We start from the raw sequence: 15,942 nt of genomic DNA, 5'->3' as shown, positions 1-15,942 counted from the left end.
CCGAACCCCGAAGAGCGGGCCGTGGGGGAGGATGGCGGGATGACCGAGGACCCGGATGCCGAGACCGCGGCGGTGGCGGAGCGGTACGGGCGCTTCGCGCGCGATGAGGCGCCCGGGCGGTCCGACCTCTACGCGGACTGGGCTCGCGGCGTCGCCGCCGATCCCGACCTCGCCGCCATCCTCGCGCGGATTCCGGCCACCCGGCGGCAGCCGCCCCTCGTCTTCGCGGTCACCCGCATGCTCGGGGCACCCGAGGAGGGGTATCCGGCGTGGGCCGCGTGGCTCCGCGTGCACGCCGACGAGGCTGTGGCCGAGGCATCCGCCCGCCGCCTGCAGACCAACGAGCCGCAGCGATGTGCGGCGCTCCTGCCCGCGCTCGCCACCGTGCCTGGGCCGATCGCTCTGCTCGAGGTCGGTGCGAGCGCGGGACTGTGCCTGTACCCCGACCGCTACTCGTACCGCTACCACGGCGGCGGGGGCGTGACGGCGCTCGACCCGGCCGACGGGCCGTCGACCGTGATGCTGGACTGCGATGTCACCGGCGACCCGTCGCTCGAGATGCCGCAGGTGGTGTGGCGCGCCGGGATCGACCTCGATCCGCTCGACGCGGCCGACGCCGGTGACCGGCGGTTCCTCACGAGCCTCGTGTGGCCGGGGGAGGTGGGCCGCGCCGCGCGGATCGGAGCCGCCCTCGACATCGTGGCGGCCGACCCGCCGCTGCTCCTCGCCGGCGACGCGTCCGATCCGGAGGTCCTGCGGACCGCCGCAGCGCTCGCGCCGGCCGGTGCGACGCTCGTCGTGACCACGCCGGGAGTGCTCCCGCACATCCCGCGCGCCGGGCGCGAGCGGCTGATCGACGCCGTGCGGAAGCTGGATGCTGTGTGGATCACGATCGATCCGCCCGGCCTCCACGAGCGATGGAATGGGGCCGTCGATCCCGGCACATGGGGCGGCTTCGTGCTCGGCCGCGACGGCGAGCCGCTGGCCGCGGTGGATCCGCTCGGCGGTTTCGTGCACTGGCGCGCGTGGCACCCCGGAGGGATGGATGCCGCGGGCTAGCGTGGACGCGTGCCTCTGACCGACCGTGACCGCGCCCTTCTCGACTTCGAGGCCGAGTGGCGCCGGCACGCCGGGGCCAAGGAGGAGGCGATCCGCGCCGAGCTGGGCGTGTCGCCGGCGCGGTACTACCAGCTGCTCGGGCGGCTCATCGACACGACCGAGGCCCAGGAGCACGACCCGATGCTCGTGAAGCGACTCCGCCGACTGCGCGATGCGCGGCTGCATGAGCGCGCCGCCCGCTCCGCCGACGCGCGCTGAGCACCGGTTCGGGCGCGGACGGACTGTCGCGCGCAGGACGCCCAGCACCGGCCGGGTAGCATCGACGGGTGCCGACCACCAGCTTCCCCCGGGATCGTTTCGACGACGTGCCGGAGACGGACCGCGTCGGCGCGCACCGGGCGGAGAACCCCCGTATGCGCGGCTGGGTCGTGCTGCTGTGGGCGGCACTGGCCACGGTCGTGCTCATCCTCGTCGGGATCTTCGGCACCCTGCTGGCCTCCGGCCGGATCGAGCTGGTGCCGACGCCCGCTCCCACGGTGGCGCCCGAGCCCGAGGTCACACCCGTGGTCGACATGGACTACGACGTCATGATCCTGAACGCCACCCCCGAGCAGGGACTGGCGACGCAGATGAAGGACGTCGTCGTCGGTGCCGGTTGGGCGGATGAGAAGGTGACGGCGGGCGAAGCCGGCTCGCAGGACTTCCCGACGACCACCGTCTTCTACGTCGACCCGGCGGACGAAGCGGCGGCGGCCGGCCTCGCCGGCGTCATCGGCGGCGCCGGGATCGAGCAGAGCGATGCCTACCCGGCGACCTCCCCGGACGTCCCCCAGCTGACCGTGGTGATCGGTCTCGATCGCACCGCCGCCGGACAGACGCCCGCACCCACCCCCTGACCGCGCGCTGCGGCGTGTTTCGCGCCGGTAAACACTTGTATTCCTGCGTGTCAACAAGTGACGAAACGCGCCGAGGCCGTGTTTTCGCCTGCATACGATGAAGCCCTGCACCGCCGGCTACAGGAGATTCGCATGACCCAGGGCACCGTCAAATGGTTCAACGCCGAGAAGGGATTCGGCTTCATCACCGTCGCCGACGGCCAGGACGTCTTCGTCCACTACTCGAACATCGACATGTCGGGCTTCCGCGTGCTCGAAGAGGGGCAGACCGTGGAGTTCACGGTCGGCTCCGGGCAGAAGGGCCCCCAGGCTGAGGCGGTGCGCGTCGTCTGAACGACCGCCGCAGCGCCTGGCGCTGAACCTGATGAAGAGACGGGGATGCCGAAAGGCTCCCCGTCTCTTCGTGTTGCGGCATCCGTCATCGCGGCTTGCACTCGATAGGGTCGAGTGCCAGAATGAGTTAGCACTCGTGATTGTTGAGTGCTAATACCCAAAGCCAACGTTCCGGAGGGACGACACACAACATGGCAAAGATCATCGCTTTCGACGAGGAGGCCCGTCGTGGCCTCGAGCGCGGCCTCAACATCCTGGCCGACGCCGTCAAGGTGACGCTCGGCCCGCGCGGTCGCAACGTCGTGCTTGAGAAGAAGTGGGGCGCCCCCACGATCACGAACGACGGCGTCTCGATCGCCAAGGAGATCGAGCTCGACGACCCGTACGAGAAGATCGGCGCGGAGCTCGTCAAGGAGGTCGCCAAGAAGACCGACGACGTCGCCGGTGACGGCACGACCACCGCGACCGTCCTCGCCCAGGCGCTCGTCCGCGAGGGCCTGCGCAACGTCGCAGCCGGCGCCGACCCCATCTCGCTCAAGAAGGGCATCGAGAAGGCCGTCGCCGCCATCACCGCCGAGCTGCTCGAGTCCGCCAAGGAGGTCGAGTCCAAGGAGCAGATCGCTGCCACGGCTTCGATCTCGGCCGCTGACCCCGAGATCGGCGCGCTGATCGCCGAGGCCATCGACAAGGTGGGCAAGGAAGGCGTCGTCACCGTCGAGGAGTCGCAGACCTTCGGCACCGAGCTCGAGCTCACCGAGGGCATGCGCTTCGACAAGGGCTACATCAACCCTTACTTCGTCACGGACCCGGAGCGTCAGGAAGCGGTCTTCGAGGACCCCTACATCCTCATCGCGAACCAGAAGATCTCGAACATCAAGGACCTTCTGCCCGTCGTCGACAAGGTGATCCAGGACGGCAAGGAGCTCGTCATCATCGCCGAGGACGTCGAGGGTGAGGCTCTCGCGACCCTCGTGCTCAACAAGATCCGCGGCATCTTCAAGTCGGTCGCCGTCAAGGCTCCCGGCTTCGGCGACCGTCGCAAGGCGCAGCTGCAGGACATCGCGATCCTCACCGGTGCGCAGGTCATCACGGAGGAGGTCGGTCTCAAGCTCGAGAACGCCACCCTCGACCTGCTCGGCCGTGCGCGCAAGGTCATCGTCACCAAGGACGAGACCACGATCATCGAGGGTGTCGGCGACGCCTCTGCGATCGAGGGTCGCGTGACCCAGATCCGCCGCGAAATCGACAACACCGACAGCGACTACGACCGCGAGAAGCTCCAGGAGCGTCTCGCCAAGCTCGCCGGCGGCGTCGCCGTCATCAAGGCGGGTGCGGCGACCGAGGTCGAGCTCAAGGAGCGCAAGCACCGCATCGAGGACGCCGTTCGCAACGCGAAGGCGGCCGTCGAGGAGGGCATCGTCCCCGGTGGTGGCGTCGCGCTCATCCAGGCCGGCAAGAAGGCCCTCGACGGGCTCGAGCTGACCGGTGACGAAGCGACCGGTGCCAACATCGTGCGCGTCGCGATCGAGGCTCCGCTCAAGCAGATCGCCCTCAACGCCGGTCTCGAGCCGGGCGTCGTCGCGAACAAGGTCTCGGAGCTCCCCGCGGGCCACGGCCTCAACGCCGCCACGGGCGAGTACGGTGACCTGTTCGCGCAGGGCATCATCGACCCCGCCAAGGTGACCCGTTCGGCGCTGCAGAACGCCGCGTCGATCGCCGGCCTCTTCCTCACGACCGAGGCCGTCGTCGCCGACAAGCCCGAGAAGGTCTCGGCTCCGGCCGGCGACCCGACCGGTGGCATGGACTTCTGATCCAGCCCCTCGCATAACGCGTTCACAGAACGGCCCCTCCTCGCGGAGGGGCCGTTCTGCGTCTCCCGCCGGTGGGGGATCAGCGGAAGAGGCTGGTCGTCGCCAGCTCGGTGTCGGCGTACTGCCGGCCCGCGGCCGCGAGAGACGCGTTGATGTTCGCGAGCGACTCCTCGACCTGGCGCTGCGTCCCGCGCCATTGCTCCACGACGCCCGCGAACGCCACCGCGGCCGAGCCCGACCACGAGGACTGCAGCTGGGTCAGCTGCGCGAGCATCGCGTTCGACTCCGCCTGCAGCCGGTCGATCGTGCCGCGCACGGTGGCGGTCGAGGTGAGGATGCTGTCGCTGTCGACGGTGAAGACGGCCATTCGGGGCTCCTGATCAACGTGCGGCGGCCGGATGCCGAACCGCGGTGACCGCAACGCTAAGTGCCTGCACGACGCGGGACGCGGCATCCGTCGTCATCTGTGGAGGGTGCAGCTGAGACGCCGGCTGGGGAGGAGAGACGTCACTCGGAGGCGTCGGCCAGGCGCCGCATCGGCTGTGTGAGGATGTCGATGTGCTCCCCGGCGGCGCGGGCGTCAGCGAGCGGGAAGGCGACGCGGAACGTCGCACCACCGCCCGGGGTGTCGACGACGTCGACGGAGCCGTGCAGCGCCTCGACGATCGACGCCACGATGGACAGGCCGAGGCCCGAGCCGCCGGTCTCGCGCGTGCGGGAGGTGTCGGCCCGCCAGAAGCGCTGGAAGATCTTGTCTTTGATCTGGTCGGGAACGCCCTCGCCGTGGTCGACGATCTCGATCCAGCCCATGCGGGCGCGGGCATCGACGCCGACGCGCAGCTCGATGGGCGAGTCCTCGGCGGTGAAGCGGCGCGCGTTCCCGAGCAGGTTGGTCACGACCTGGCGGATGCGGTTCTCGTCACCGAGCACCACGGGCAGCAGCCCGTCGGCCGGGAGAGCATCGTCGGCCTCCGGTAGCAGGGTCGGCATGGCAGAGGCGGCAGCGCCAGTCGCCGGTATCGGCTTGGGACGCCGTCGCAGCAGCGACAGCGTCGCACCGGCGCGCGAGATCGCCGACGGGCTGCCGGCACGCCGCTTGTCGTCGGGAGAGACGGCGGACTCGGCTTCAGCCGGCGCGACGGAGTCCTCGATCGTCGTGTCGATGACCGTGACCGGCCGCGCCGGCGCGGCCGCGCGCACGTCGAGCGCCGCATCCCGTGCGACGGGGCGCAGATCGACGGGTCCGATGACGACGTCGCGGCGTTCGTCGAGGCGGGCGAGGGCGAGCAGGTCCTCGACGAGGAGGCCCATGCGGATGGCCTCCTTCTCGATGCGCTCCATGGACTGCGCGACGTCCTCGTCGCCGCGCACGGCGCCCATCCGGTAGAGCTCGGCGTAGCCTCGCACGGTGACCAGCGGGGTGCGCAGCTCGTGGCTGGCATCGCCGATGAACCGCCGCATCTGTCGCACGGTCGCATCGCGCTGGGTGATGGCGGCGTCGACACGGTCGAGCATCGCGTTGATCGCCGTCTTCAGGCGCCCGACTTCGGTCGTGGTCGGCTCGATGTCGGTCATGCGCAGGCTGAAGTCGCCGGCCGCGATCGCGTCGGCCGTGGATTCGACCTGGCCGAGGCTGCGGAAGGTGAGGGTGACGAGGTACCGGGTGGCGACCGCGCCGCCCACGAGGATCAGGATCGCGAGGATGCTGTAGATGCCGATGTACGACGCGATCGTCCGGTTCACCGTCGCCAGCGGCACGGCGACCATCTGCGAATAGAAGAGCCCGCTGTTGCCGAGCTCCTCCACCGTCACCGTCGCCCGGAACTCGGCGTCGCCGTCGACCGAGGACAGCGTGACGATGTCCAGTTCCCTCGGTATCGCGTGGTCGAGTGGATAGGTCTCGGGGAACGCGGGCTCCGGGCCGCCGCGTCCGCCCGCGGTGGCGACGAGGTCCCCGTTCTCGGGTTCGTACACGGCGACGAAGTAGTCGGTCGTAGGCGGGTTGTCGAGCGGCTCGACCACGAGTTCGCCGTCCTCGGCCGTCAGCTCGAGCAGTGGGCTCGCGGCATCCGTCCGCGCGAGCGCATCGACCTGCGTGTCGACGCCGTCGATCAGAGAATTGCGCAGGAACGCCGCCGTGCCGACGCCCGCCGCGATGAGGCCCACCGCGAGGAGCGCGACGGTGACCCCGGTGACCTTCGCGCGCAGACTCGTGCCGCGCCACCACCGGGTGATCGCGTCGGGCTTCTGCGCCAGATCGTCCCCCTCGCTCGGGCCGCGTTACGCGGTCTTGCCGGCTTTCAGCATGTAGCCGAAGCCGCGCTTGGTCTGGATGAGCGGCTCGGTGGAGTGGGGATCGATCTTGCGGCGGAGATACGAGATGTAGCTCTCGACGATGCCCGCGTCGCCGTTGAAGTCGTACTCCCAGACGTGGTCGAGGATCTGCGCCTTCGACAGCACGCGGTTGGGGTTGAGCATGAGGTAGCGCAGCAGCTTGAACTCGGTCGGGCTGAGGTCGATCGACGCGTCGCCGACCTGCACGTCGTGCGTGTCCTGGTCCATCGTGATCTCGCCGGCACGGATGACGGATTCCTCGTCGGCCTGCATCGTGCGGCGCAGGATGGCCTGGATGCGGGCGACGATCTCGTCGAGACTGAAGGGCTTGGTGACGTAGTCGTCGCCGCCGGCGTTGAGGCCGGTGATCTTGTCTTCCGTCTCGTCCTTGGCGGTGAGGAAGAGGATCGGGGCGGTGTAGCCGGCGCCGCGGAGGCGCTTGGTGACGCTGAACCCGTTCATGTCGGGCAGCATCACGTCGAGGATGATGAGGTCCGGTTCCTCCTCGAGAACGGCCGAGATCGTCTGAGCGCCGTTCGAGACGGCCCGTACCTGGAATCCGGCGAATCGCAGGCTCGTGATCAGCAGGTCGCGAATGTTCGGTTCGTCGTCCACGACGAGGATGCGCGGTGCGGTCATGCCCTCATTATGTCGGCGGAACCCATGCGGCGTCTGGATATCGGCGCCGAGCCCTGAAATCATCGCGCGGCGCTGCGGCGCAGTTCGACGCAGCAGCGGGCGCTGAGGGACGAGGAAGGGTAGCGTCAGGGCCAGGCGAGCCGTTCGCTGTTTGGGCGACGGATCGAGGTCACGACGGCCCTTCCCGCGCCTCGACCGACGCCCGCACGTCGACGAGAGGAGTCGTCATGAGCCACATGCTGATCATCGGAGGGGGTCTTGCCGGCGGCACGGCGGCCGAGGCGCTGCGCGACGAGGGCTTCGACGGTGACATCACGATCGTCGCCGCGGAGCCGCATCCGCCCTATCAGCGGCCGCCGCTGTCGAAGGGGTACCTCGCCGGGAGCGAGGGGACGGATGCCGTCATCCTCCACCCCGCCGAGTGGTACGCCGAGCGCGGCATCCGGCTGATCACCGGCCTGGCCGTGACCGCGCTCGAGCCCGTCGCCCACACGGTGGAGGTCGAGGACGGGACACGGCTGGACTACGACGCCGTGCTGCTGGCGACCGGTGCGACGCCGCGCATGATCCCGCTCCCCGGCCACGAGCTGCCCGGCGTGGTGACGCTGCGTCGCCTCGACGACTCCGACGCGCTCGCCGCGCAGCTGCGTGACGGTGGCCGCCGCCTGGTGGTCATCGGCGCGGGGTGGATCGGCATGGAGGTCGCCGCCACCGCTCGCGGCTTCGGCAACGACGTGGCGATCCTCGAGCGCGACGATGTGCCTCTCGCCGCCGCGCTCGGACCGGAGATGGGGGAAGTCTTCCGGGAACTGCACCTGGAGCACGGCGTGGACCTCCGCACGTCGGTCGCGGTGGAGCGCATCGTGGGATCCGACCGCGCCCAAGCCGTCGTCGTCGACGGTGAGACGCTCCCTGCAGACCTGGTGCTGGTCGGCGTCGGCGCCGCACCCGACATCACGCTCGCCGAGGAGGCCGGCCTCGACATACTGAACGGCGTCCTCACCGATGCGGCGCTGCGCACCAGCGCCCCCGACGTCTATGCGGCGGGAGACGTCGCCAACCCGTTCCACCCGGTGCTGCAGCGGCACCTGCGCAGCGAGCACTGGGCCAATGCGTTGAATGCCGGCAAGGTCGTGGCGAGGTCGATGCTCGGCGAGCGAGCGTCCTTCGACGACATCCCGTACTTCTATACCGATCAGTACGACCTCGGCATGGAGCTGTCGTGCTACGCGCCGCTGATGACGGATGCCGACCTCGTCGTGCGCGGTGATCTCGCAGCTCGCGAGTTCATCGCGTTCTGGGTCGAGGCTCCCGATTCCACGGGCAGGGGTCGGGTGGTCGCGGGCATGAACGTCAACGTCTGGGATGTCAACGAGACCGTGCAGGCCCTGATCCGATCGGGGGAGCGGCTCGACGCGGAGCGCCTGCGGAATGCCGACGTGCCGCTGGATAGCCTGCTCCCGTGACGCTCGCTCGTGAATCGACCTCCGCGCTGTTCACGGGGGTGCTCGACCTTCCCGACGGCCCGCTCGACCTCTCGCGGCACGTCGCGATCATCGGCCTCAGTCGAGCGCGGCGCGCACGGCGCGCTCGATGACGGGCCGGATCTCGGCATCCGGATCCACGGTCATGCGATGAAGGACGAGCCCCTCGCCGGTCGCCATCAGCGTGCGGGCCGCGTCCCGGGGAGAGCGCGCGCCGACGGCTGTCAGCAGGGCGATGGTCCAGTCCACGAAGACGCGACGCTGGGCGAGCAGCGGAGCCAGCAGCTCGGCATCGCCGGCGCACTCGAGGAAGATCGCGTAGCGCGTCTTCGTCCGCGAGGCGAGTGGCCCGGTCTGGAGCGCGATCGCACCGCTGAGCGCGTCGACGAGCTGCTCCGGCGTCTCGATCGAGGGCCTCCCGTCCGAGGTGAGATCGGCTCGCTCGCTCTCGGCGAGCCACGCCACGACCCCGGCGATGAGTGCGTCGCGCGTGCGGAACCAGTTCGAGGTCGACCCCCTCGGCAGCCCCGCCCGCTCGTCGACCCGGGCGTGCGTCAAAGCCCGGATGCCCTGCTCACCCACGAGCGCGACCGCGGCGTCCAGGGCGCGGTCCCTCGTTGAAGCCATGTTCTGACGATAGGCGACGGATGGGCGCAGAGCGCCATCGCGTCGTCCGGGCTCAGTCGTTCACGTCAGACCCGCGATGCGGGCGCCGATGGCGTCTCCGGTGCGGGTCGGAAGAAGGGCGTGCATGGCGACCATCGTCCGTGCCGGAGCCCCCACCACGTAGCGGGCGCGCGGCCGCCGCGCGGTCAGCGCGTGTTCGACCGCACGCACGACGGCGTCGGGCGGTGCGGCCGCTGATCCGAAGCGCGCGATGTTCTTGCGCAGCCCGACCACATGCTGCGCATAGAGGTCGCGGTGATGCGGCGACATCCGCGCATGCATGTCATCGATCATCGCGTCGACCTCCCGCCAGGTCTCGGTGTCGGTCGGGCCAGGTTCGACGACGGAAACGGCGATGCGCCACGGGCGCAGTTCCACCCGGAGAGCATCTGCGATCCCCTCGACGGCGCACTTGGAGGCACAGTAGGCGCCCTCCATGGGGACGACGGACCGGCTGCCGACCGACGAGATGAAGACGATCCGGCCCGCTGCGGTGCGCAGCCGCGGGAGTACGGCGCGAGTGACTGCCACGGTGCCCACGACGTTGACCTCGAACTGTCGCCGAAGATCCGCGGTGGTGAGCGTCTCAACCGGTCCCAGAACGGCGAACGCGGCGTTGTTGATGAGCGCGTCCAGACGGTCGGGCAGGGCGTCGGCGCCGGCGTCGATACGCGCCTGGTCGGTGACGTCGAGGCTGACAGGGGTGATGCGCTGGTCCGATTCGGCCATGACCTCCCAGTCGGTGAGGTCGCGAACCCCGGCGAAGACCGTCCAGCCCGACCCGGCGAGTCGACGTGCGACCGCTCTTCCGATCCCGCGCCTCGTTCCGGTGACGAGTGCTGTAGGCATGTCGTCTCTCCCTCCGAACCGCGGGATGGCCCACCACCCCTCGCGGACGATACTACGAATGTAGTGTACGAGTACTGTCTTCGTAGTACAACCCGTTCTCGCCGGTGCTGAATGCCTCGTGCCCACAGGAGTGTTCGCGGCATTCACCGTCACCGTCGGTCGGGGTCGTGCGACCACACCGCCAGCTCGTTCCCCGCCGGATCGACGAAGTGGAAGCGACATGCCCCGGGGAAGCTGTAGATGTCGTGGCGGATCGTGCCGCCCGACGATGTCACCCGATCGCGCACGCGGCCGCGCCCGGCATCCATTTCCCCCTGTCGCGTCCGCGCGCGCTGTATTAGGTTCATCCTGATCGCGCCCACGAGGACGCGTGAATGCGGCGGGCTGAGGCGTCCGCCACGAAGGGGAGGGCCCTGTGCACATGCGCTCGACATCCATCTCACGGCTGACCGGAGGAGCGGTCATCGCCGCGACCGCGGTCGTGCTCGCGCTGGCCGGCCCAGGCGCCGCCACCGCGGCGCCCGGCGACAAGAAGACTCCGAACGGACCGGAGATCGAGATCCAGCTGCTGTCGTTCAACGACTTCCACGGCAACCTCGAGCCGCCCGCAGGCTCCAGTGGCCGGCTCAACCTGCCCGGCGGCGTGACCACCGACACGCTCACCCCTCCCGGGGTCGGCGGCGTCGAATACCTCGCGACGCACCTCGCACAGGCGCGGGAGGGGCACGAGAAGACCTCCCTCACTGTCGCGGCAGGCGACCTCATCGGGGCCTCGCCGCTGCTGTCCGGCGCCTTCCACGACGAGCCGTCGATCGAGGCGCTCAATGCGCTCCACCTCGACGTCTCGGCCGTCGGCAACCACGAGTTCGACGAGGGCTATGTCGAGCTGCTGCGCATGGCGAACGGCGGCTGCCTCGACGACGGCGACGGCGCGAACAACCAGAACTCGTGCCCGGACGGCTCCTTCGCCGGGGCCGATTTCGACTTCCTCGCGGCGAACGTCGTCTACGACGGGACGAACGAGACGATCCTCCCCGCGTACTCCATCGAGAATGTGCGAGGAGCCAAGATCGGCTTCATCGGCATGACGCTCGAGGAGACCCCCGACATCGTTACGGCGGCGGGCGTGGCCGGCCTGGACTTCAAGGACGAGGTAGAGACCGCGAACGCCCTGGTGCCGGTGCTCCGGGCCCAAGGCGTGAACGCGATCGTCGTGCTGATCCACCAGGGCGGCACGCCTCCGTCGAGCGCCGCCTACAACGCGGCCTGCGGCAACGGGGCGGAGATCGCGGCGAACAGCCCGATCATCCCCATCGCTCAGAACCTCGATCCGGCGATCGACCTGATCGTGTCGGGGCACACCCACGCGCCGTACGTCTGCAACATCCCGGACCCCGCGGGTCAGAGCCGCATGGTCACGTCCGCCTCCTCGTTCGGGCGCCTGTACACCGAGACGAATCTCTCGTACGACCGCCGCACGCAGGACATCGTGCGCACGTCTGTCACGAGCGAGAACATGCTCGTGACGCGCAACGTGGACAAGGACCCGGCCGAGACCGATCTGATCGCCAAGTACAAGGAACTGGTCGCGCCGATCGCGAGCGAGGTGATCGGTTCGATCGCCTCGGACATCACACGGGCGACCAACGCCGGTGGTGAGTCGGCTCTGGGCGACCTGATCGCCGATGCGCAGCTCGCCGACCCGAGTGTCATCGGGCCGTACGCCGCGCCGCAGATCGCGCTGATGAACCCCGGCGGCATCCGCACCGATCTCACCTATAGTGCGTCGGCGTGGGGCGAGGCCCCGGGTGACGTCACCTACGAGGAGGCGTTCAACGTCCAGCCGTTCAACAACTACCTGGTCTCGCTCGACCTCACCGGCGCCGAGATCAAGCAGCTGCTGGTTCAGCAGTGGAGCGGCGCGAACGCCGCCCAGCCGAAGATCCTGCAGGTGAGTGAGGGCTTCGCCTACACGTACTCCGGCACCACGCTCGGCACGGTCACGCTGAACGGCCAGCCGTTGGTCGACACGACTGTCTACCGCATCGTGACGAACAACTTCCTCGCGGGCGGCGGCGACGGGTTCCCGACGTTCCTGGACGCCGACAACGTCTACTACGGCGGGCTCGACATCGACGCGTTCGCGGCGTACCTGACGGCCAACAGCCCGTACGCTCCGACACCGCTGGACCGCATCATCAAGCAGTAGCGAAACGAGGGAAGGCCCGGTGCTGCAGCGCAGCGCCGGGCCTTCTCGTTCTCGGTGGCTCAGGCCGCCAGAGAGTGCGCGTCGAGGATCGTGTAGGCGTAGCCCTGCTCGGCGAGGAACCGCTGCCGGTTCTGCGCGAAGTCCTGATCGACGGTGTCGCGGGCGATCAGCGTGTAGAAGCTGGCGGTGTGGTTCGACTGCTTGGGGCGCAGCAGGCGTCCGAGACGCTGGGCCTCCTCCTGGCGCGAGCCGAACGACCCCGACACCTGGATGGCGACGGATGCCTCGGGCAGATCGATCGAGAAGTTCGCGACTTTCGACACCACGAGCACCGAGATCTCGCCCACGCGGAACGCCTGGTACAGCTGCTCGCGCTCGTCGATCGGGGTCTGCCCGGTGATCTTGGGGGCGTTCAGCGCCTCGGCGAGCACGTCGATCTGGTCGAGGTACTGGCCGATGATGAGGATGCGCTCTCCCTCGTGGCGCGCCACCAGGTCGCGCACGACGCCGATCTTCGCGGGTGCGGTCGCCGCGAGGCGGTATCGCTCGTCGTCCGCGGCCGCGGCGTACTCCAGACGGTCGCCGGCGGGCAGGTCGACCCGCACCTCGTAGCAGACGGCAGGGGAGATGAAGCCCTGCGCCTCGATCTCCTTCCAGGGCGCGTCGAACCGCTTGGGGCCGATGAGGCTGAACACATCGCCCTCGCGGCCGTCCTCGCGCACGAGCGTCGCGGTGAGGCCGAGTCGTCGCCGCGCCTGCAGGTCGGCGGTGAGCTTGAACACCGGCGCCGGGAGGAGGTGCACCTCGTCGTAGACGATGAGACCCCAGTCGAGCGCGTCGAGGAGGGCGAGGTGCGCGTACTGGCCTTTCCGCTTGGCGGTGAGGATCTGGTACGTCGCGATGGTGACCGGCTTGATCTCCTTGGTCTGACCGGAGTACTCGCCGATCTCCTCGGCTGTCAGCGACGTGCGCTTCAGCAGCTCGTCGCGCCATTGCCGGGCGCTCACGGTGTTGGTCACGAGGATCAGCGTCGTGGTCTTGGTGTCGGCCATCGCCGCGGCACCCACGAGGGTCTTGCCGGCGCCACAGGGCAGCACGACTACGCCCGACCCGCCCTGCGTGAAGATGTCGACGGCCTGCCGCTGGTAGGGCCGCAGGTGCCACCCGTCCTCGGCGAGGTCGATCGGGTGCGGCGTGCCCGGCGTGTAGCCGGCGAGGTCCTCGGCCGGCCAGCCGATCTTCAGCAGCTCCTGCTTGATGTGGCCTCGGGCCCACGCGTCGATGATGAACGCGTCGGGGGAGGGGCGGCCGATCAGCAGCGGCTGGATGCGCTTGTTCTTCGACACCTCCGCCAGGACCGCGGCATCCGTCGATCGCAGCACCAGCTCGCTGTCGTCGTTGCGCTCGATGACGAGGCGGCCGTAGCGCCCCACCGTCTCGGAGATGTCGATCGACACCGACGGGGGCACCGGGAAGCGCGACCACCGGTCGAGCGTCGCCAGCATGTCCTCGGCGCCGTGGCCGGCGGCGCGCGCGTTCCACAGACCCAGCCGCGTGATGCGGTAGGTGTGGATGTGCTCGGGAGCGCGCTCGAGCTCGGCGAAGATCGCGAGTTCGTGCCGCGCGCTCTCGGCATCGGGGTGTGCAACTTCAAGAAGAACCGTGCGGTCGCTCTGCACGATGAGGGGGCCGTCAGCCATAACGTGCCAGTCTACCGGCGCTTTCCCGGTCCCGGGTTCCCCTGACGCACCCTGCGGCAGCCCGCGTGACGAGCCACGGTTCACCGAGACAGGGGATCTGCGTCGAGACGCGGTGTCATGTCCTCGGTGTCGGCAGGATTCCCCGGTCTCGCGGCTGCGGCGCGAGCCAAGACGGGCGGCCTGTCGGGCGCCGGCGGGTAGTGGATGCCGCGGCTTCAGACCGCGCCGACGCTCACGATGCTCGACACCGGCAGGGTCCGCTCGATGTCGGCCGCGCGGTCGCGGCCGCGCAGGCGGCCGCCGCCGAGGCCTGCCGCCTCGAGCGTGAACGAGCGCTCCGCGCCGTCGGGCATGCGCACGACCACCACGATCTCAGCGCGGGCGCGCACCGCCTGCTCGAGTTCGCGCTCGAGCCAGCCGGCCTCGCCCTGGGTGCCGTGGCCGCCGCGCAGCGTGCGGATCAGGCGGGCGTAAGTGGCCTCCGGGGCGGCGGCGGGCACCGACGGCGTGGCCGCGGTGCGCCGGTGGATCGACTCGGGGGCGCCCGTCGCGTCGAGCGCGACGACCGGGTACCGCGCGTCGGCGAGGCTCCAGTACACCGCGTCGCGGGCGACCCGCGACGAGAGCGCGTGGTCGCCTTCGAGCACCAGCAGACCCAGCGGGCGCAGTGCCTGGTCGATCGCGATCGCCTCGAGCAGGCCGGCATCCGTGCTGTCCACCCGCGTGCGTCCGGTGGCGTCGTCGGAGCTCACGCGCACCAGGCCATGCCGCGCGGCGGTGCTCTCGATGAGATAGTCCAGGGGCTGGGGGATGCCGGTGAGCGATAGTTCTGCGAGGAAGGCGCGCATCGACGCCGCCGTCTCGCCCTCGGTCATTCCGGCGCCGACCGACGCCGCGGTGAACCGGTACGTCGAGGCCTGGGCGCGGGACTCGCGCACAGCGATGGAGCGCAGACGCAGGTCGAGGGCGGGTGCGAGCGGACCGGGCGCGATCGCCGTCAGATCGGCCTGCAGGTAGACGCGGTCGATCTCGGCGGGGAGGTAGGCGGCCATCGTGGCGGCATCCGCGGGCTCGCCGGCGCGCAGCGCGGCGGTCCACGGGAACTCGGCGGCGGAGTCGTCGGCCCCGAACAGTCCCCAGCGCACGCCCATGCGGCGCAGCTGGTCGGCGCGGGCGGGCCACTCCGGGTCGAGCGGGTAGACATCGGCCCAGGCGGCCGGGACGAGGAATCCGTTCGCCGGGGTCCGCAGGCCGTCGGGAAGCTCCGCGCGGAAGCCCTCCGCGATCGTCTCCCAGCGCAGCGGCGTCGGGGCCTCGAGCCATCGCTCACCCGCCTCGGTCACCGTCCACTCCCGCTCGTGCGCGACCGCGAGCCCCGCGTCGGCGGCGGAGCCGAGCAGATCCTCGAGCTCGTCGGCGAACTCGAGCGCCCCGGCATCCGTCAGCCGTCGCCGATCCACCGCGCTGACCGGACCCGCGCCCGTCCGGGCGAGGGGGGTGTGCAGACACGCCAGCAGGATGTCGGCGAGTGAGCCGGCCGTCGTGAACGCGCGTTCCGCGGCCGCCGCGGCGGCCTTCGCCTCGGCGGGAAGCGGAGCCGGGGGCGGTCCGGTGGGCCGGAAGGCGTCCGGCGCTGCCGTGGCGGCAGCCGCCACACGCTCAGCCACCTGGGTGTAGGCGTTGCCGTCTTCGTCGACGAGCGCGAGCAGCGTGGGTCTGCCGTCGCGCCTCCCGGGATCACTGTCGGCGGGTGTGGTGCTGTGGAGAGCAGTGAGGTCGCTCCGGTCGAGGTGCGTCAGCGCACGGTCGATCGATGCCGGGTCGAGCAGTCCCTCGGCGGCGTCGAAGAAGTCGTGCCAGCCGCTCTGAGGCGAGACGCCCCGGGCCGCGAGCGTTCGGGCGAGCGCAGCGTCACCGAGATCGGCGAGCCGCGTCGCGAGTGCGCGCGCGTCGGAGACCACG

The 15,942-nt window shown here is 70.1% G+C and carries 16 protein-coding genes; 8 read left to right on the top strand and 8 right to left on the bottom strand.

Annotation, left to right across the window (positions count from 1 at the left end; all coding sequences use genetic code 11):
- The first annotated feature begins 39 nt into the window (after window positions 1-39).
- The 5 genes from B2K11_RS15945 (at window position 40) to groL (ending at window position 4,099) form a co-directional block, all read left to right on the top strand.
- Window positions 40-1,059: a DUF2332 domain-containing protein gene (locus B2K11_RS15945; protein ID WP_163619655.1), complete on the top strand. Its 1,020-nt coding sequence runs from the start codon at window positions 40-42 to the stop codon at window positions 1,057-1,059.
- Window positions 1,060-1,068: 9 nt separating this feature from the next.
- Window positions 1,069-1,317 (top strand): DUF3263 domain-containing protein, encoded by a 249-nt coding sequence (locus B2K11_RS15940; RefSeq protein ID WP_163619653.1) that lies wholly within the window; start codon window positions 1,069-1,071, stop codon window positions 1,315-1,317.
- A gap of 68 nt (window positions 1,318-1,385) precedes the next feature.
- Entirely contained in the window at window positions 1,386-1,955 is a 570-nt protein-coding gene (locus B2K11_RS15935; RefSeq protein WP_163619651.1) for a LytR C-terminal domain-containing protein, read from the top strand.
- 132 nt (window positions 1,956-2,087) lie between these two features.
- Window positions 2,088-2,288 (top strand): cold-shock protein, encoded by a 201-nt coding sequence (locus B2K11_RS15930; protein WP_091488690.1) that lies wholly within the window; start codon window positions 2,088-2,090, stop codon window positions 2,286-2,288.
- Window positions 2,289-2,479: 191 nt separating this feature from the next.
- Window positions 2,480-4,099 (top strand): chaperonin GroEL, encoded by a 1,620-nt coding sequence (gene groL, locus B2K11_RS15925; RefSeq protein ID WP_163619649.1) that lies wholly within the window; start codon window positions 2,480-2,482, stop codon window positions 4,097-4,099.
- Between the two features lie 79 nt (window positions 4,100-4,178).
- On the opposite strand, the gene B2K11_RS15920 is transcribed toward groL, so the two are convergent.
- The 3 genes from B2K11_RS15920 to B2K11_RS15910 all read right to left on the bottom strand — a co-directional run bounded on the left by B2K11_RS15920 (window position 4,179) and on the right by B2K11_RS15910 (window position 7,072).
- The gene (locus tag B2K11_RS15920; RefSeq protein ID WP_163619647.1) at window positions 4,179-4,466 is read right to left on the bottom strand and encodes a WXG100 family type VII secretion target; all 288 of its coding nucleotides are present in this window, start codon (window positions 4,464-4,466) and stop codon (window positions 4,179-4,181) included.
- A gap of 140 nt (window positions 4,467-4,606) precedes the next feature.
- Window positions 4,607-6,265: a HAMP domain-containing sensor histidine kinase gene (locus tag B2K11_RS15915; RefSeq protein ID WP_239526128.1), complete on the bottom strand. Its 1,659-nt coding sequence runs from the start codon at window positions 6,263-6,265 to the stop codon at window positions 4,607-4,609.
- A 114-nt stretch (window positions 6,266-6,379) separates the two neighbouring features.
- A complete protein-coding gene (locus tag B2K11_RS15910) occupies window positions 6,380-7,072 on the bottom strand; it encodes a response regulator transcription factor (RefSeq protein ID WP_163619645.1) in 693 nt (230 codons plus the stop codon).
- Window positions 7,073-7,299: 227 nt separating this feature from the next.
- Between B2K11_RS15910 and B2K11_RS15905 the strand changes: the two genes are divergently transcribed.
- A complete protein-coding gene (locus B2K11_RS15905; protein ID WP_163619643.1) occupies window positions 7,300-8,538 on the top strand; it encodes an FAD-dependent oxidoreductase in 1,239 nt (412 codons plus the stop codon).
- Complete coding sequence (locus tag B2K11_RS20790) at window positions 8,535-8,669, top strand: hypothetical protein (protein ID WP_275576767.1); 135 nt, start codon at window positions 8,535-8,537, stop codon at window positions 8,667-8,669. The genes B2K11_RS15905 and B2K11_RS20790 overlap by 4 nt, the downstream gene beginning before the upstream one ends.
- On the opposite strand, the gene B2K11_RS15900 is transcribed toward B2K11_RS20790, so the two are convergent.
- From B2K11_RS15900 to B2K11_RS15890, 3 genes are all read right to left on the bottom strand, one after another.
- Complete coding sequence (locus tag B2K11_RS15900; protein WP_163619641.1) at window positions 8,635-9,183, bottom strand: TetR family transcriptional regulator; 549 nt, start codon at window positions 9,181-9,183, stop codon at window positions 8,635-8,637. The two genes, B2K11_RS20790 and B2K11_RS15900, sit on opposite strands and share 35 nt — an antisense overlap.
- 60 nt (window positions 9,184-9,243) lie before the next feature.
- Window positions 9,244-10,071: an SDR family oxidoreductase gene (locus tag B2K11_RS15895; RefSeq protein WP_163619639.1), complete on the bottom strand. Its 828-nt coding sequence runs from the start codon at window positions 10,069-10,071 to the stop codon at window positions 9,244-9,246.
- 149 nt (window positions 10,072-10,220) lie between these two features.
- A complete protein-coding gene (locus B2K11_RS15890) occupies window positions 10,221-10,379 on the bottom strand; it encodes a hypothetical protein (protein WP_204260157.1) in 159 nt (52 codons plus the stop codon).
- Between the two features lie 113 nt (window positions 10,380-10,492).
- On the opposite strand from B2K11_RS15890, the gene B2K11_RS15885 reads away from it, so the two are divergent.
- Window positions 10,493-12,280, top strand: a complete 1,788-nt coding sequence (locus tag B2K11_RS15885; RefSeq protein ID WP_163619637.1) for a bifunctional metallophosphatase/5'-nucleotidase — start codon at window positions 10,493-10,495, stop codon at window positions 12,278-12,280.
- Window positions 12,281-12,339: 59 nt separating this feature from the next.
- Here the strand turns inward: B2K11_RS15885 and B2K11_RS15880 are convergent, their stop codons facing one another.
- Entirely contained in the window at window positions 12,340-13,980 is a 1,641-nt protein-coding gene (locus B2K11_RS15880) for a DNA repair helicase XPB (protein ID WP_163619635.1), read from the bottom strand.
- Window positions 13,981-14,195: 215 nt separating this feature from the next.
- On the bottom strand, window positions 14,196-15,941 hold the full coding sequence (locus B2K11_RS15875; protein WP_163619633.1) for a helicase-associated domain-containing protein: 1,746 nt from the start codon (window positions 15,939-15,941) through the stop codon (window positions 14,196-14,198).
- Window position 15,942: the final 1 nt, after the last annotated feature.

The sequence above is a fragment of the Microbacterium sp. B35-30 genome, from assembly GCF_010634855.1.
GTDB lineage: Bacteria > Actinomycetota > Actinomycetes > Actinomycetales > Microbacteriaceae > Microbacterium.
This window is presented reverse-complemented; position numbering and strand designations above follow the sequence as displayed.

Excerpts from the sequence above, each read along its gene's own strand:
- B2K11_RS15930 (WP_091488690.1), top strand. The coding sequence starts at position 2,088 with ATGACCCAGGGCACCGTCAAATGGTTCAACGCCGAGAAGGGATTCGGC.
- B2K11_RS15885 (WP_163619637.1), top strand. The coding sequence starts at position 10,493 with ATGCGCTCGACATCCATCTCACGGCTGACCGGAGGAGCGGTCATCGCC.
- B2K11_RS15945 (WP_163619655.1), top strand. The coding sequence starts at position 40 with ATGACCGAGGACCCGGATGCCGAGACCGCGGCGGTGGCGGAGCGGTAC.
- B2K11_RS15880 (WP_163619635.1), bottom strand. The coding sequence starts at position 13,980 with ATGGCTGACGGCCCCCTCATCGTGCAGAGCGACCGCACGGTTCTTCTT.
- B2K11_RS15890 (WP_204260157.1), bottom strand. The coding sequence starts at position 10,379 with ATGGATGCCGGGCGCGGCCGCGTGCGCGATCGGGTGACATCGTCGGGC.
- B2K11_RS15905 (WP_163619643.1), top strand. The coding sequence starts at position 7,300 with ATGAGCCACATGCTGATCATCGGAGGGGGTCTTGCCGGCGGCACGGCG.
- B2K11_RS15910 (WP_163619645.1), bottom strand. The coding sequence starts at position 7,072 with ATGACCGCACCGCGCATCCTCGTCGTGGACGACGAACCGAACATTCGC.
- B2K11_RS15900 (WP_163619641.1), bottom strand. The coding sequence starts at position 9,183 with ATGGCTTCAACGAGGGACCGCGCCCTGGACGCCGCGGTCGCGCTCGTG.
- B2K11_RS15920 (WP_163619647.1), bottom strand. The coding sequence starts at position 4,466 with ATGGCCGTCTTCACCGTCGACAGCGACAGCATCCTCACCTCGACCGCC.
- B2K11_RS15895 (WP_163619639.1), bottom strand. The coding sequence starts at position 10,071 with ATGCCTACAGCACTCGTCACCGGAACGAGGCGCGGGATCGGAAGAGCG.
- groL (WP_163619649.1), top strand. The coding sequence starts at position 2,480 with ATGGCAAAGATCATCGCTTTCGACGAGGAGGCCCGTCGTGGCCTCGAG.